Below are 16454 nucleotides of genomic sequence, written 5' to 3' on the forward strand. Positions count from 1 at the left end.
CAGAGAGGAAGATGAATATGCGACCGCTGGACAAAGTGACTTTCGGACATAAACATAAGCTTAGCTTGAAGTACCCCTCATCCTGGTGGGGGGCCAAATGGCGCGAGGCGCTGCCTTCCGGCAACGGGAAGATCGGCGCCGCCGTCTACGGCGGCGTGTACGAGGAGACGATTTTGCTGACGCATGAGGAGCTGTGGCGCGGCAGCCAGACGCCGGAGCTGCCGGATGTCAGCGACAAGCTGCCCGAAGTGCGAGCCTTGCTGCTCGCCGGGGACGCTCCGAAGGCTAACCGCATTATGGCGGACGCGCTGGAGGAGCGGGGCTACAAGCCGAAGATGGCGTGGCCGCTGCCCCTGGCCGATTTCAAGGTCATCATGCCTTCTCCGCACGGTTTTAAAGCTTATGGGCGAGAGCTGAACATGGAGACGGGAGAAGTGACGGTGTCCTGGCGCGACGGAGCGACCCGCTATGAGCGCGCGTTGTTCGTATCGCGTCCGGACGACTGGATCGTCTATGAAATCCGCGCGGACGGCCCGGACCCGATTCATGCGCAGCTGTACATGGAGCTGCACGATCCGAAGGACATCCGCCGGGCGGCTACGCTGCCCGAGAAGGCCGAGCTGCGCAGCGAAGGCGAGTACTTGTTCTACGCCGCCGAGAATGACGATCGGTCCGACTTCGGCGCCGTGGCGAGAGTCATCCCGCAAGGGGGGACGATCGAGTCGGATAACGGCAAGCTGAAGGTCGACGGGGCGCGAAGCGTGCTGGTGATCGTGCAGCCGTTCGTCCGGGACGAGCGCGCCGCCGCATGGGAGCGGGGACGCCGAGCCTTGGCGCAGGCGACCCCAAGCTACGCCGAGCTGCTCGGGCCTCATGCGCGGGAGCACGGACGGCTGTTCGGCGCCGTGACGATGGAGCTCGGGGCGGAGAGTTACGAGCGCTCGAACGAGGAGCTGCTGCTGGACGCCTATCAGGGAGAAGCGTCGCTGGAGATGACGGAGAAGATGTGGGCCTACGGCAGATACCTGCTCGTCTCCAGCTCCCGCGACGGCGGCCAGCCATGCCATCTGTACGGACTATGGTGCGGCGAATACGAGGGCATGTGGGCGTTCAACATGTCCAACGAAAATATCCAGATGATCTATTGGCAGGCGCTGTCCGGCAATATGCCGGAGCTGCTGCTGGCGATGTTTGACTACTTCGACCGGCTGATCGGCGATTTTCGGACGAATGCGAAGCGGCTGTACGGCTGCCGGGGAATTTATATTCCGGCCCCGACGTCCCCGGATTCCGGGCTGCTGAAGCATAAGGCCCCTCATATTATCCATTGGACCGGAGCGGCGGGCTGGATTGCCCAGCATTATTACGATTACTACTTATACACGGGCGACATGCAATTTTTAAGGGAGCGTGCGCTGCCTTTTCTTAGAGAAACCGCGCTGTTTTATGAAGACTTCTTTATATTGGACGACAACGGGTATTACGTCAGCTGCCCTTCCAATTCGCCGGAGAACGCTCCGGCCAACTATATTCCCGGCCCCGGCCAGAAGCCGCTTACCGAAACGGCCGTCAACTCGACGATGGATTTCGCGATTGCCAAGGAAGTGTTGACGCATTTGGTGGAGGGCGCGGAGCTTGCGGACGTATATTCGGATGAAATCGGCAAATGGAAGGAGATGCTGAAGCGGATTCCGCCGTACCGGATCAATGAAGACGGAGCGGTAAGCGAATGGATGCGCCCGGATTATAAGGATAACTACCATCACCGGCATCAATCGCATATTTACCCGGTATTCCCCGGCACAGAGGTGACTCGGGAGAACGATCCCGAGCTGTTCGAAGCATTCGTCACCGCAGCCAAAAAACGGCTGGTGATCGGACTCAAGGAGCAGACCGGCTGGTCGCTCGCCCATATGTCCAATCATTACGCACGCATGGGAGAAGGGGATTTGGCTCTGGAATGTCTGGACTTATTGAGCCGCACCTGCGTCATCAACAATTTCTACACGTTCCATAACGATTGGCGCAGCATGGGCATCGGCGTCGACGCCCACTGGGCTCCGTTCCAGATCGATGCCAACATGGGCTGGAGCGCCGCCGTGCAGGAGATGCTGCTGTTCTCCCTGAACGGAACGATCCGCATTCTCCCGGCGCTCCCGTCCAAATGGAGAAAAGGCAAGGTCGGCCCTCTGCTCGCCCGCGGAGCGGTCGAGGTGCGTATCGAGTGGGATCAGGACGCCGGTACCGTCCTGGCGGAGCTCTTGTCCTTGCACCGCTCTCAGAGCGTCAGCCTGCAGTTTGCGAGGCCGATTGAAGCCGCCGAAGGCGGGACGGCGGAAGGAAATTACATCCGCAGCGTGCAGCTGGAAGCGGGAGTGCCCGTACGGCTGAAGGTGACGCTGGCGCATCAAACGACTGCATAAGCTCCGCGTACGGAAGGGAATAAGCAGGGACACAAGGTAAAAGCCTCAGCGGAGGTTTTTACCTTGTTTTATGTCGATAAAGAACGTATCGCAGCACGGTTTATGTCGCCAGAACGAAGTCTCCCGTCGAACCGGTCGGCCGGTTTTGTTCACGTTAACATAGATAAACGCGGGAGCCGCTGTTATAATTCTCTATAATTCATGATTTGCGAGGAGGAGAAAGCAATGTCCGGTTCAAATGAACAGCGTCAGCCGCATCCGTGGAATTGGGAGGAGCTCGAGCAGGCGCCTCAGGTGTACCCCGCCCCGGAGTTTGACGAAGGAAATGTGAAAGCGATTTATTACGATGGTATGCCTTACGGGGGAAAACCGACCCGCGTCTTCGCGTACTACGCGCTGCCCGATGCCGCTTCGGAAGAAGGCGGGCTTGTTCCCGCCATGGTTTTGGTGCACGGAGGTGGCGGGACCGCCTTCAAGGAATGGGTCGAGCTGTGGAGACAGAGAGGCTATGCGGCGATCGCGATGGACTTGGAGGGGCATCTGCCGCTGGCCAAAGACAGCGAGGGGAGACGGCCGCAGCATGATTGGAGCGGTCCTGCCCGCCAAGGCGAATTCGGCGACTATGCGCTGCCCGTGGAGGAGCAGTGGATGTATCATGCGGTAGCGGCCGTCATCCGGGCGCATTCTTTCATCCGTTCGATAGAGCAAGTAGACCGCGGCCGGATCGGCATTAACGGCATTTCCTGGGGAGGGATCGTCACCGGCATCGTATCTGGGGTGGACGACCGCTTCATGTTCTCGATTCCGGTGTACGGTTGCGGTTATTTATACGAATTGACGAACCGGTTCGGGGAAGCCTTCAGGAGAATGCCGCAGGAGGATGCGGAACGGATCAAGCGGCTGTGGGACCCTTCGGTTTATTTGCCGCGGGCGACGAAGCCTATGCTGTGGGTAAACGGAGATCAGGACCAGCATTTTTCGCTCGATTTGTTCAGCCGATCGTATGAAAAGATGCGCAGCCGCAGGAAGGAATCGCTGCTCAGCATCCAGTTCGGATTAGGGCATTCCCATGTTATGGGGTGGAAGCCTCAGGAGATTTACGCTTTCGCCGATCAAATGACCAAGGGAGCCGAGCCCTTAATCCATACGGATGATCCGGTCGAGGAAGGAAGCGAGACAGTCGTCCGCTACGCGCAGGGGAGCGCGGTCAAGAAAGCCGAGCTTCGGTATGCCGTAGATACCTCCGATTGGTTTGCCGTGCAGTGGCTAACGGCCGATGCGCGTATCTTGGAAGAGGCTCGCGAGATTCGAGCGGTTATTCCGGCGAATGCCAAAGCATACTTTATCCGCATCGCCGACGAGCGGGAGTATGTCGTTTGTTCCGCCATAAGGTACCGTTAGCATTCGGAGAAAATGTAAATGTTCGGTTAAGATCGAGGGTTTTTTTCGTCCGAAGGCGTCCAAACCCCCGAGCGACGGGGTTCTATAGCGGCTTGCCAGTTCTGGCAGGCTTCATCGGCCCATGTCACCGCTCTGTCCGTAACGTAAGGCCGCTTCGAAAAAGGCGCAGTCTAAACGCTCTATAGATTGGAAATACTAGAATTATAGAATCCAATCGATTTAGAGGAGGCTGTCTATTATGCAGGTGCATTCATCTTTTTTCGATCCGCCGCAGGCCGTGCTGGAACGTATTATCTATCAAATGGAAAAAGTCATTATCGGTAAAAGAGAGGTTATAGAGAAGCTGCTCATCGCCTTGCTGTGCGGCGGTCATGTACTGCTGGAGGACGTCCCCGGCGTAGGCAAGACGATGATGGTGCGGGCGCTCGCGCGAACGCTGGACTGTAGCTTCAAGCGAGTGCAGTGTACGCCGGATTTGCTGCCGTCGGATTTGACAGGGAGCAGCATTTTTCATCAGCAGTCGATGCAGTTTGAATTTCGCCCCGGTCCGCTTATGGCTAACCTGGTGTTGGCCGACGAGCTGAACCGCGCAACGCCGCGCACCCAATCGGCGCTGCTGGAGGCGATGGAGGAGAGGAAGATCAGCGTAGACGGCGAGACGCATTCGCTGCCCGAGCCGTTCTTTCTGCTCGCGACGCAAAATCCGTTTGACTTCGAGGGCACCTTCCAGCTGCCGGAGGCGCAGCTGGATCGGTTTCTGATGAAGCTGAAGCTCGGATACCCGCAAGCTGAGGAGGAAGTGGAGCTGCTTAGCCGCGTGGAGGAGCGTCATCCGCTCGGCCAGCTGCGCCCGCTGCTGCTGCCCGAAGAATTCGCCGCACTGCAAATGGAGACGAGCCGCGTCCATGTCGATGATACGGTGAAAAGCTATATCGTGCAGCTGGCCGCAGCGACGAGGCGTCATCCGGAGATCGCGCTTGGAGCGAGTCCCCGCGCCTCGATAGCGCTGATGAAAGCGGCTCAAGGGAGGGCCTTTCTCTCCGGCCGCAGCTTCTGCATTCCCGATGACGTGAAGCAGATGGCCGTGGCGGTACTGGCTCACCGGCTTCTGCTCACGCCGGAAGCAGCGATGGCGGGAGCGCAGGGCGAGGTTTTAATAGAAACGATCACCGCTGCAACGCCGATCCCTTCCCGGCATTACGCTCCGGCTCTGTAGGAGGGGCGGACATGGCGAATGTATTCAAGTTATTATGGATGCTGGGCTGCTGGGCGGGCTGCTGGTATTGGGCGGCGGCCTACGGCGGCCGCTCGGCCTGGATTTGCTTCTATGGGATGAGCACGCTGCTGCTCTATATCACGCTAGGCTGTATCGGCTGGAGCCGTCCGGTTCGGGTCGAGCGACTCCAGCAGCAGCTTCGCTGCTGGAGCGGCGACCCTGTCGAATTGCCCGTCCGGCTTCGTTTCGGCGGGCGCGTTCTTCCGCTCGGCTGGCTGCTCGTGGAGCAGCGCTGGACGCATACAGGGACGGGCGAGCCGCTGTGGCTGCGCGATATTGTGACGCCGGTTTTTTCAGGCTCTGCCGAAGCGCGGCTGCGCGTTCCTTCCCTGCCGCGCGGCTTGTATGTGCTGGAGGCGTCGAGCGTCACGGCGAGCGACGTGTTCGGCCTGCTGCGGATTCGCCGCCGCATCAAGGCCGGGCGGCAGCAGCTGCTCGTGCTGCCGAAGCCGCTGCCGCTGCCAGCGGCCGCTGAAGGCGCGGGAGAAGAGCACCCGCGCCTCAAGCCGCAGCTGCAGCGGCAGGCCGCGTCCCCGCTTGTTTACGGGACGCGGCCCTATGCGCCGGGGGACCCCCTGAACCGGGTCCACTGGCGCTCCACCGCGCGCGCAGGGGCTTTGCGCGCGAAGGAATCGGAGCAGCCCGGCGCCGACCGGCTGCTCGTCTGCCTCGACGCGGCCATGGGCGTCCCGAACGCGGAAGCGTTCGGAACGGCCGTCCGGGCCGCGGCAGGGCTTGCCCAGCGCGGACTGCAGCTGGGCTTGACCGTGCGCCTTGCCGTCACCGACCGGCAAGGGCGGACGGCGGAGGCGCGAGGGCGCGAGCGCCTCGCGGAACTGCTGGAGCTGCTCGCGCTCGTGCCGTGCGACGGCGACAGGCCCTTCGCGGCCAGCGTGCAGCGGGAGGCGCTGCACACCGGCCCGTGGGCCGGGGTCGCCATCGTCACGGCGCAGCCGGATGAGCAGCTGCTGAAGCTGGCGTACCGCCTGCGGGAGCGCGCGGTACATCTGGTCTACGTGCACGGGCGCGGCTCTGACCCTGCGGCCGTGCAGCAGTGGAAGCGGCAGGCGGAAGCTGCCGGCTGCCGGTTTACGGCGGTAACGGCGGATTCCCGGTACGCCGCCGAAGGAGGTGAGGGCTATGGCGCTGAAGCGGGTCAAACCGCAGCCGCGGCCGGGGCTTGAACAATCAGCCGAGCCCTCCGGCTCCTGGGCGCTGCGCGTCGGGTATGCGCTGCTGCTGTTTTGGCTGATTCGGGCTTGGCTCGTGCCGCTGCAGCAGTTGTCCGATTATACCGAGGTGTATCGGATTACGCCTTTTTTGGTCGCCTTTGCTCTGTTTCTTGTCATCGACACGCTGCGCATGCCGCAAGCGGCGGCTTGGCCGCTAAAGGCGGCGATTGTGCTGGCGGCTACCGCCGTGCTGCACAGCGGACAATGGCTGCCGGGCGTGGGCTGGTGGCAGTCATGGCTGCGCGAGCTTACCGAGGATGCGCTGCATATGGCGCAGGGACGGTTTTCTTATATTTCCCCGGCTACGCGAACGATGCTGTTTTTGGCCGGATGGGGCTTTTTTATTTGGGTGCTACAGTCATTTGTCGCCGATAGACAGCAGCTGCTGTGGTTTGTCGCGATGACATTAGTTTATTTGATTGCATTGCAGCTCGTTTTCGATACGGATATGTCGGCGGGACTGCTGGGAGCGGCGGGCGCAGGCCTGCTGCTGCAAGGTTGGCTGCAGGCGGAGCGGTGGACGCGCTGGAAGCGGCAAAGCGCCGCGCACTATAGCTCCCGCCTTGAGGATGAGCCGGCCCGGCAGCCGGAGGCGCGCCCTGAGGGGCTGTGGACTCCCGTTGCCGCGAGCGCCGTGCTGACGGGCCTATGCCTGCTCGGAGCCTGGCTTGGCGCGCTGCAGCACGATCCCAAGGGGCGGCCGATCGACTGGTCGGAGCCGCTTTCCAAGTGGGAGGACCGGCTGCCGTTTTTGACCGGCCCGCAGCTGGGCGGCGGAGCCGTGCCGGCTTCCCTGGCCGCAGGTCAAACCGGCTACGGTCCCGACGATTCGCGGCTCGGCTCGCCGCTTAGCCAAGACGATACCGTCGCCTTCATAGCGAAGACGACGCGTCTGACTTACTGGCGCGGCGAAGCAAAAGCCGTCTATACGGGGCGCGGCTGGTATCAGGCGGAGACGGAGCCTGTCCCGCTGGTTCCGGAAGCCGGATCGCCGCCTGCTGATCCGGACAAGGATTCGGCTGCAGAGGCAGCCGCGGCGGACCTGAAAACGGCTTCGGACAGCGTACCGGTACGTCAGCAAGTGTTTATAAAGGAGAAGGGTTTGCAGCACCAGCTGTTTCTCGGCGGCGCTTTAGCGAAAGTGGACTCTCTCGTATCGGAAGCGGGTCAGCCGATATCTCCCGAATGGCTTTGGCAGGATAAGCGAAGCGATAAATATTTTTTGCCGGCGCTGGCTGACCCTCTCTCCTCGTACAGCGTGCAGGTCAGCGTCCCGCCGGAATCGCACGTATCGGAGCGGGATGCCTATGTCCAACTGCCCGACTCGCTGCCGGCCAGGGTGAGGGAGCTGGCTTCGGAAATAACCAGGGAAGCAAGCACGCCCTATGATAAAGCCAAAGCTATCGAGCGTTACTTGCTCCGAACGTATCCCTATTCGCTGCAAAACACAAGGCCTCCGGCGGCGGGGCAGGATCTGGTCGATCAGTTTCTATTCGAACAAAAAGCAGGGTATTGCGATCATTTTTCTTCCGCTATGGTCGTATTGCTGCGGTCCGTCGGCATTCCCGCCCGATGGGTCAAAGGATTCGCCCCGGGGGAAGTGACCTCCACCGATACGCTATCGGACGGAACGCTGCTCTATACCGTTCAGGTGCGCAATAAGGACGCTCACTCTTGGGTGGAAGCGTATATGCCTTCCGGTGACTGGCTGACCTTCGACCCGACCCCCGGTTACGGAGGGGATGTACCCGGCGGTCCTAAGGTTCAGACGGCTTCAGCGCCTGCCTCCTCCCTCAAGGAAGACAGTGGAGCCGGCTCGGTTATCCGCCGTCTGGCGAACTATGCGTTGCAGTTATCCGGATTTACCCGCAGTTTGGGAGGCTTCAGCGCCGCTTTATCCACTGCGAGTGATAGAGGGCTGGCGGTAATCCAGCGGATCATGATGTGGATAGAGCCGTGGCTTCCTTTATCCTTGTGGATAATCGGAGCGTGCTTGCTTGTTTCCATCATCCACATGTGGATAGCGCGACGGCGCAGCTCAGCCGCCGCTCCGGTCCGCGGACGCCAGGTGAATCGTTCGGGCGCGGCTTCGTCCTATCGCCGCCGCTTCCGGGCGTATGCGGCGATGCGGCAGGCGGAGCGATTATGGCGCAAGCTGCAGCGGCGGCTTGGACGGGCCGAGCCTACGCAGACGCTGCGCGAATATTTGCTCTCGCGCCAGTTCGCAAACGATGCGCAGCGCAGCTCGCTGCTCCGCTTCGTCCGGCTGCTGGAGGAGATGAAGTACCGTGCGGGGACGCCCCCTGTAACAAGGCGCCAACTGCGTGAAGCGTGGCGCGATGTTCAAAAAAGCCTGTAAGCCGCTTTTGGCGGCCGCAGGCTTTTTGCCGCGTCTGTATAGCTCATGAATGTGACTCGCGTCATGCATAAAACAATGGGAAATACTATACGAACAGAGCGCGTTCTGGAGGCGATCCGCGCTTTTTCTACAGAGGCATTGCCCTTTCTTTCACGGAAGCTTATAATAATGTCTATTGATTTAGAGCAGAGAATCGGTCAGTTCTAGTTTGACCGGCTGGTGCTTGCGTGCGAAACGGTTTCGCCGCCCGCGGAATCACAGCTCAATCGTTTCTTCGAAAACTCTTAGGAGGTAATTATGGACAAGCCAAATGAAATTATCGTCGTACTGGACTTCGGAGGACAGTACAACCAGTTGATCGCCCGCCGTATCAGGGATTTGGGCGTATACAGCGAATTGCTCCCTTATAACACATCGGTCGAAAAGCTGAAGCAGTTGCAGCCGAAAGGGATTGTTTTTTCCGGCGGGCCTGCGAGCGTGTACGGTGAAGATTCCCCGCTCGTCGATCCGGGAGTATACGATTTGAACGTGCCGATTCTCGGCATTTGCTACGGCATGCAGTTGATGGCGCATCAGCTGCAAGGAAAAGTGGAGAGAGCCTCCAAACGCGAGTACGGAAAAGCCGAAGTGGATTTTGCCAATCACTGCAGCCTGGTGCGCAAGCTGGACAAAAAACAAACCGTTTGGATGAGCCACAGCGACCTTGTTGTGGAGCCGCCTGCCGGCTTCGTCGTGGACGCAAGCACGGAGCATGCTCCGGTAGCGGCAATGAGCCATCCGGAAAAGAAAATGTTCGCCGTGCAATTCCATCCGGAAGTGCGTCATTCCGTATATGGTAACGATATGATTCGCAACTTCCTGTATGAAGTGTGCGGCTGTGAAGGCACATGGAGCATGGAAAGCTTCATCGAAGACACCATCCGCGACATTCGCGCGCAAGTCGGCGATAAGAAGGTGCTGTGCGCTCTGAGCGGCGGAGTAGACTCTTCGGTTGTCGCCATGCTGATTCATAAAGCGATCGGAGATCAGCTTACTTGTATGTTTATCGACCACGGTTTGCTGCGCAAAGGCGAAGCGGAAGGCGTGATGGAAACCTTTGTCGGCAAATTCGACATGAAAGTGGTTAAAATCGACGCTCGCGAGCGGTTCCTGGGCAAGCTGGCCGGCGTAGACGATCCGGAGCAAAAGCGGAAAATTATCGGCAACGAGTTCATCCGCGTGTTCGAAGAGGAATCGGCCCGTTTCGACGATTTCGCATTCCTTGCGCAGGGAACGCTGTACACCGACATCGTAGAGAGCGGAACGGCTACGGCTCATACGATCAAATCGCATCATAACGTAGGCGGATTGCCGGAAGATATGAAATTCGAGCTTGTCGAGCCGCTGAAGGCTTTGTTCAAGGACGAAGTGCGCAAAGTAGGCGAAGAATGTGGTCTGCCTGCCGAAATCGTATGGCGTCAGCCGTTCCCGGGCCCGGGTCTTGCGATCCGCGTTCTCGGCGAAGTTACGGAAGAGAAGCTCGCGATCGTTCGGGAATCCGACGCCATTTTGCGCGATGAAATCGCCAAAGCCGGTCTCGACCGCGAGATTTGGCAGTACTTTACGGCGCTTCCTAACATGAAGAGCGTCGGCGTTATGGGTGACGCACGTACGTATTCCTACACCGTAGGTATCCGCGCGGTAACGTCCATCGACGGCATGACCGCCGACTGGGCACGTATCCCTTGGGACGTGCTGGAGAAGATCTCCGTGCGTATTGTCAACGAAGTGGACAATGTCAATCGGATCGTGTACGACGTGACGTCCAAGCCGCCAGCTACGATCGAGTGGGAATAGAATTGAAGTAATTAATGGTGTTAATCGCTTGGGAGCCTTGCTGCATAAGGGTTTCCAGCGATGACATTGTTGAAAGCTCGAGTTCACATGTAACAATAGAGTACTCTCTTTTATTTGCGTTGTTTAGCAAATAGAAGGGAGTATTTTTTATGACCAAAATGAACGGATTGATAATTCATAATTAAAGAGCTTTTTTGCTTATTAATCCCTTCCATCCCACAGCATGAACAATAACGAACATGAATGAGAAAATGATTGTAAACGTTCGGAAAAACCGATTGACAAGATTCGTCATCACTTTTAGAATAAATGGAGAACAAGTAGGGAATAACAGTTTCGTATAATCCCAGGAATTGGCCCGGGAGTTTCTACGAGATCACCGTAAATGATCTGGCTACGAACAAACAAAGCATTCGATGGAACGGTTTTCCATGTGCGCGTGATGGCTTAAAAGAGCCTTTTTCTTGCGTTTACCGGGAAGCTGTGCGATCGGAACGCTTTGATTGTGAATCCGGCCTTTGATCAGGGATCAAAGTCGGATTTTTTTCGTTGTTCCAAAAACCAATGGAGGGATTTGGGGAATGGATCGATTGTTTAAGCTGAGGGAAAACGGCACCACGATACGCACGGAGGTCATGGCGGGCTTGACCACATTCATGACGATGGCGTATATTCTTGCCGTAAATCCGAACATTCTCAGCAACTTTGGCTCCGGGGCTACTGGCATGGACTGGACGGCCGTATTTTTGGCTACAGCGATTGCCGCAGGCGTGATGACCATTGCTATGGGGTTGTTTGTTAACTTTCCTGTCGCTTTGGCGCCAGGGATGGGACTCAATGCTTACTTCGCAACGGTGATTTTGGCTTCGCAGGGCAAGTTTACGTTCCAGATGGGACTCACGGCTGTCTTTATTTCCGGCTTGATTTTCATCGTGCTGACGGTGACGAAGGTGCGCCAGCTGCTGCTTGTAGCGGTGCCGGACAGCCTGAAGCATGCGATTACGGTCGGGATCGGCTTATTCATTACGATCGTCGGCTTGAAAAACAGCGGTTTGATGACGATTGCCATCGAAACCGACAACGATGTGAAGGCGCATCAGTTTACCGATTTGCTCTCTTACGAGACGGTCATTCATATGGGAAGCCTGAAAGATCCCAACGTCGTGCTCTGTATTATCGGGATTGTGCTCATCGCGATATTGATGGTGCTCAATGTTCGCGGCGCGATACTGTTTGGCATTTTGCTGACGACGGTCGTAGGCTTGCTCATGGGCCAAGTGAATTTGGGTACGTTAACCGATGCCAAAACGACTTGGGTGCCTGATTTGACCAAGCTGGCGTTCGCCCAGTTCGACTTCCCCGGCTTGATTCACACAGGGATTATTTCGGTCATTGCGACCTTTACGTTTGTAGAATTATTCGACACGTTCGGTACGCTGGTCGGTACGGCCAATCGCGCCGGATTTATGAAAAATAAAGAAGAAGGCAACAAAAAGGTCGGCAAAGCGATGATGGTCGACGCGATTGCGGTCAGCGGCGGCGCCTTGGTCGGCACAAGTACCGTGACGGCATTTGTAGAAAGCGCGGCCGGCGTAGCGCAAGGCGGACGCACGGGACTTACCTCGGTCACAACGGGCGTATGCTTCCTGCTCGCTTTGTTCTTGGCGCCTATCGCGGCTCTGATTCCGGGATCGGCTACGGCAGCCGCTTTAATTATTGTCGGCGTGCTGATGATGCAGTCGATCAAGGAAATTAATTTCCAAGATTTCGTTGTGGCGATTCCGGCGTTTTTCGTCATTGCGTTCATTCCGTTTACGTATAATATCGCCAACGGCATTTCGTTCGGTATTGTCACTTACGTCATCTTGGCGACGTTCTCCCGCTTCGGCGGCAAGAGCGAGCACAAGGTGCATTGGCTGATGTGGGTGCTGGCGGTTCTGATCGTGCTTCGCTACGCGTTTTTCGGCAGCGAAGGTTAATAGGTCGGTTTACCAAGCTTCGGTGTTTCCTTCAAGGAGACGCCGGGGCTTTTTTTGGCTGCAACCCTTATATCAAAAAAACTTTGAACCTTTCATACGGCAATCACGTCCATATTTTGAATAAATGCGAACTGGAGTGATCGAAATGAGAGTGAAGCTGCTGTCAGCCGCGGCTGCCGCACTGCTTTTGACTTGCGTTTGCGGAAGCTATTCAAGGACCGGCGTATCGTCTGCCGCTACGAACGCTACGAATAGCACGATTCTCGTGGAGAAGGCGCAATCGGCTTTAACAGCCGATCTTCCGGTGGCCAAATCCGAGGACAATGTGCAGGAGCTGCAGTGGCGCACATATACGAGCGGAGAAGAGCTTCGCGTTATGAAGGATGGGCTGGGGCAGGATGACCGCATCGTCAAAGAAGTATCTCTTATTACAGGAACAAGTTCCGGTAAAATAAAAGTCATTCTCTATGAGCGTACAGACGATTCCATATACGTTCATGCGGCTCTTGTAAAAGACGACACCGCATACGACTTGGGAGCGGTCGCCGCACTTTCGGACGAACAGGTGCAGATTCAAGATAGTTTCCTTTTCCGCAAAGAAGTGATCAAAATACAGGGAGCGGTCGGTGCGGCCGCCTCGATGACGCGCTACATCGATATAGAAGACGGGGTGCCGAAACCGCTGCTGCTCATTGACGAAGGGCACGCTTCGGAATACGATGTCGATCATGACGGACAAGAAGAAGTAATTGCCAGCTCCGGTACGATTCCGAGCCTCTCCGTTTACCGGCTGAAGGACGGACGTATCGAGCGATGCCAGTTGAACGAGGCGTTGCAGGCCGATGCCGTCGTTATGACCGAAGAAGGAGCGGTAGCAGCGTATTTTGGCCAAGAGCGAGTAAAGCTGTATTGGCTTAAAGTAGAAGGTCTGCTAAAATTCGCCATATATTCAAGGGAGGAATTCGAATCCGACCGCTTCGTCACGATTCCGTATACGTCAGACGACGTGAAACGAGTTCGCGAACAGGCCGACCGGCAGCGCATCTTCGATCCGTACGTGCCACGGCAAGGGATTGCTACCGATTACTCGGTTGAGGCCCGATCGACGACAGATCGGGAAGGGGTTCTCCAATTGAGCTATCCTCACTTCTCCGTATACGAGTCCAAAACGGATTTGCGGCCTCATGACGGGGGGAAGCCCATTTCCGGTGAAAAACGGTATTTCCCTGAATTTACGGCGGAGTGGATCGAACCGGTGGAAGGAGGGGGCGAATGGTATGTCCGTCTAGGATCGACGTATTTGTCTATTGTCACGGCGAAACCGTTCGATAAAGAGCAATTGCTGTACGTTATCGCATCGCTAATACCGCTGGAGCAGGTGAAGCCATCCGACGATTCGGCAGATGTACTTCCTCCTCTGCAAATTACCCGGGACTATTTGTTTGCGCTGCAAGCGGCCAACGAATTTGCGGCAGCGTGGGCACATCGCGACCCGAACAGCGGTTTGAAGTGGGTGACCGACGAATGGAAAGCCCGACAAGAGCCGCTTGAGCTTGACGCCTACTTCCGCGGCACCTCGAGTCCACATCATATGACGTTCGAATTGTCAGGAAAACGTCGGGTCGACGAGCGTACTTACTTATTTGAACTGCGTTTGTACGATGATTATGCCGGGCAACCGGATTATGTCCTCGGTTTTCCGGCCGATTACGGACGGGGCGGGATCATCGAGGTCGTGAAGCAAGGGGAAAACGAACGGGGCGAGGGCATTTGGCGGGTTAATCCATAGCTGCCGTTTGCCGTTCCTGGCTGTCTATGGGGTGGAAGGCTGTGGACAAAAGTTATCCACAACCCTTGTGGATAATGTGTATAACCTTATAAAAAGGCGGTATATCGGCATTCGTTGAACCTGAAGAAAGCAGCAGCGAGTGGATAAGATTTTTACGGTAAAACTGTGGATAGTGTGCATATCTTTGTGGATTATCGAAAAAAAGGCGATTTTTCTAGGGGAAAAGACAAATTTCGTTGGGGATAACCTTGTGGATAAGGAAGTATGTCATCCTATACACAGGATGGATAGAGTGGGGAAATTTGGGGGACAGTAGATCTAAAAGTTTGTCTGTGGATCAGACGGAATAGGAGGCGCCATGAAGCTGAGGCGGACGGTTCCTTTTTTGCTGACGCTTATGCTCGCCTTTCCCTTGTCTGCTTGCCGTTCGGCGGCCGCCGCACCCGGATCGGCGGAACAGGCGAGTGCAGCCGCTAATGCGTCTGCACTTGCGCCGGCTAAAAAAATCGTTCTCGTATCCGTCCCGGGGCTGTCCTTTCTGGAGCTGCAGCCTTCTTGGCTTCTGGAGCTTCCCGGCCTGGCCGGGCTTCAGGATGGGGCGTCTTGGGGGGCGTTGAACATCCGTACGCCGGGGCGGGGACTGGAGGACGCTTATTTATCGATGGGAGCGGGGCATTTTGCCGAGGGAGGCACGGGAGTGCAGGGCTTGCAGGCAAAAGAGCGGATCAACGGGGAAACGGCGTTTGAGCAGTACGCCCGCTATGGCGGCGCCGATCGCGAACCGGTTATCGTGATCCGGGAGTTGGAGGCGCTGCGCCGGGCCAATGCGGTCAATTATTATCACGCGCTTCCAGGATTGCTGGGAGAGCGGCTCAAGGCGTCCGGGATTACGGTCAGCGTGTGGGGGAATGCCGACAGGGTGATCGCCGGCGAGAGGCTGACCGGCTTCAAGACGGAAGCGGGCAAGTCTTACCGGCGCTATGCGCCGCTGATGCTGATGGATACGGCGGGTACGCTTCGGGACGGCGATGTCAGCGATAAAGGGCTGCTTCATGACGCGGCTTATCCGGCGGGCATCCGCACGGATTATTCGTGGATGTTAAGGCGCTGGCGCGAGCAGCCGACGACTTCCGTGACGCTGCTTGAGATCGGCGATCTGGAGCGGTTGTACGATGAGAAAGCGGCCTATTCCCAGGCGGCCTTCGCCGAGGCGAAGCGTCGGGTACTGGCGGAGCTGGACCGCTTTGTGCTGGAGCTGAAACGCTACATGGCGGAAGGAGCGAATGCGCAGAACGAGGAGCTGTGGCTGTTCAGCCCCAAGGTGAACGCGGACGCCGCCAAGGAGAAGGCATACTTGGCTCCGCTTTTGATCTATGCTCCCGCCGCTTCCCAACCAGGTGGAAGCAGCTTGCTGACTTCGGCGACGACGCGCCGCGAAGGGATCGTGTCGCTGATCGATTTGGCGCCGACGCTGCTTGCGAGGTATGGTATTGCCGTCCCGCCCGATATGATCGGCTTGCCCATGCAGACGATAGGCGGCGCGCAAGCAGGCGCCCTGACGGTATTGCTCGGCACGGTAAGCGAGCTGCAGCATATATACCGGCTGCGCCCGCCGCTGCTGTATGGACTGGCCATATACGAAATCGCCGTTATGCTGGCGGTGCTGCTGCTTGCGCTGGTTGCAGCCGATAAGCTGGGAAGGAGGGGGAAGCTGCTCTGCCGCGCCGCCTTGTTCTCGCTGCTGCTTGCTCCGGCAGGCTTGCTGTCGATGGGATGGATGCCGCAGGAGCCGGCCTTCGCGGCGGTCGCGCTTGCCCTGGCGGCCATCTTCGCCGCGAGTCTCGCCTGCGCCGCGGGAGCCCGGACGCCGGGGGGACTGGCCGCCGCCTTGGCCGGAGCGGGACTGCTCGTAACACTGCTGCTGCTGTACGACGGCATGCAGGGCGCCAGGGCGATGCAGCGGTCGGTGCTCGGCTACGACCCGATGATCGGGGCGCGCTACTACGGCATGGGCAACGAATATATGGGCGTGCTGCTCGGCGCCGCGCTGCTCGGCCTCACGGCGCTGCAGCAGATGCTGCGCCGCACCCGCCGCGCCGCTGGCAGCGGCACAGGCCCGGCGGCGGCTGCCGCTGCGCCGCCCAAGGCGGCCTCGCCCG

General features: G+C 57.9%; 9 protein-coding genes and 1 riboswitch. All 9 genes read left to right on the forward strand.

Annotated elements, in window-relative coordinates; genetic code table 11:
- The first annotated feature begins 11 nt into the window (after window positions 1–11).
- A complete protein-coding gene (locus N0M98_RS25070; protein WP_259619510.1) occupies window positions 12–2423 on the forward strand; it encodes a glycosyl hydrolase family 95 catalytic domain-containing protein in 2412 nt (803 codons plus the stop codon).
- A 225-nt stretch (window positions 2424–2648) separates the two neighbouring features.
- A complete protein-coding gene (locus N0M98_RS25075; protein WP_259619511.1) occupies window positions 2649–3824 on the forward strand; it encodes an alpha/beta hydrolase family protein in 1176 nt (391 codons plus the stop codon).
- A 238-nt stretch (window positions 3825–4062) separates the two neighbouring features.
- Window positions 4063–5040: an AAA family ATPase gene (locus tag N0M98_RS25080; RefSeq protein ID WP_259619512.1), complete on the forward strand. Its 978-nt coding sequence runs from the start codon at window positions 4063–4065 to the stop codon at window positions 5038–5040.
- An 11-nt stretch (window positions 5041–5051) separates the two neighbouring features.
- Window positions 5052–6284: a DUF58 domain-containing protein gene (locus N0M98_RS25085; RefSeq protein ID WP_259619513.1), complete on the forward strand. Its 1233-nt coding sequence runs from the start codon at window positions 5052–5054 to the stop codon at window positions 6282–6284.
- Window positions 6241–8691, forward strand: a complete 2451-nt coding sequence (locus N0M98_RS25090; RefSeq protein ID WP_259619514.1) for a transglutaminase-like domain-containing protein — start codon at window positions 6241–6243, stop codon at window positions 8689–8691. The genes N0M98_RS25085 and N0M98_RS25090 overlap by 44 nt, the downstream gene beginning before the upstream one ends.
- A 297-nt stretch (window positions 8692–8988) precedes the next feature.
- Complete coding sequence (gene guaA, locus N0M98_RS25095; protein ID WP_259619515.1) at window positions 8989–10527, forward strand: glutamine-hydrolyzing GMP synthase; 1539 nt, start codon at window positions 8989–8991, stop codon at window positions 10525–10527.
- Between the two features lie 316 nt (window positions 10528–10843).
- Window positions 10844–10944, forward strand: a riboswitch (purine riboswitch).
- 164 nt (window positions 10945–11108) lie between these two features.
- Window positions 11109–12506, forward strand: a complete 1398-nt coding sequence (locus N0M98_RS25100; protein WP_259619516.1) for an NCS2 family permease — start codon at window positions 11109–11111, stop codon at window positions 12504–12506.
- Window positions 12507–12651: 145 nt separating this feature from the next.
- On the forward strand, window positions 12652–14295 hold the full coding sequence (locus N0M98_RS25105) for a hypothetical protein (protein WP_259619517.1): 1644 nt from the start codon (window positions 12652–12654) through the stop codon (window positions 14293–14295).
- Between the two features lie 358 nt (window positions 14296–14653).
- A partial coding sequence (locus tag N0M98_RS25110) for a hypothetical protein (protein ID WP_259619518.1) occupies window positions 14654–16454 on the forward strand: 1801 nt, incomplete at its 3' end.

It is taken from the genome of Paenibacillus doosanensis (assembly GCF_025060755.1).
Classification (GTDB): Bacteria; Bacillota; Bacilli; order Paenibacillales; family NBRC-103111; genus Paenibacillus_S; species Paenibacillus_S doosanensis.

Excerpts from the sequence above, each read along its gene's own strand:
- N0M98_RS25100 (WP_259619516.1), top strand. The coding sequence starts at position 11,109 with ATGGATCGATTGTTTAAGCTGAGGGAAAACGGCACCACGATACGCACG.
- N0M98_RS25080 (WP_259619512.1), top strand. The coding sequence starts at position 4,063 with ATGCAGGTGCATTCATCTTTTTTCGATCCGCCGCAGGCCGTGCTGGAA.
- N0M98_RS25105 (WP_259619517.1), top strand. The coding sequence starts at position 12,652 with ATGAGAGTGAAGCTGCTGTCAGCCGCGGCTGCCGCACTGCTTTTGACT.
- N0M98_RS25085 (WP_259619513.1), top strand. The coding sequence starts at position 5,052 with ATGGCGAATGTATTCAAGTTATTATGGATGCTGGGCTGCTGGGCGGGC.
- N0M98_RS25075 (WP_259619511.1), top strand. The coding sequence starts at position 2,649 with ATGTCCGGTTCAAATGAACAGCGTCAGCCGCATCCGTGGAATTGGGAG.
- guaA (WP_259619515.1), top strand. The coding sequence starts at position 8,989 with ATGGACAAGCCAAATGAAATTATCGTCGTACTGGACTTCGGAGGACAG.
- N0M98_RS25090 (WP_259619514.1), top strand. The coding sequence starts at position 6,241 with ATGGCGCTGAAGCGGGTCAAACCGCAGCCGCGGCCGGGGCTTGAACAA.
- N0M98_RS25070 (WP_259619510.1), top strand. The coding sequence starts at position 12 with ATGAATATGCGACCGCTGGACAAAGTGACTTTCGGACATAAACATAAG.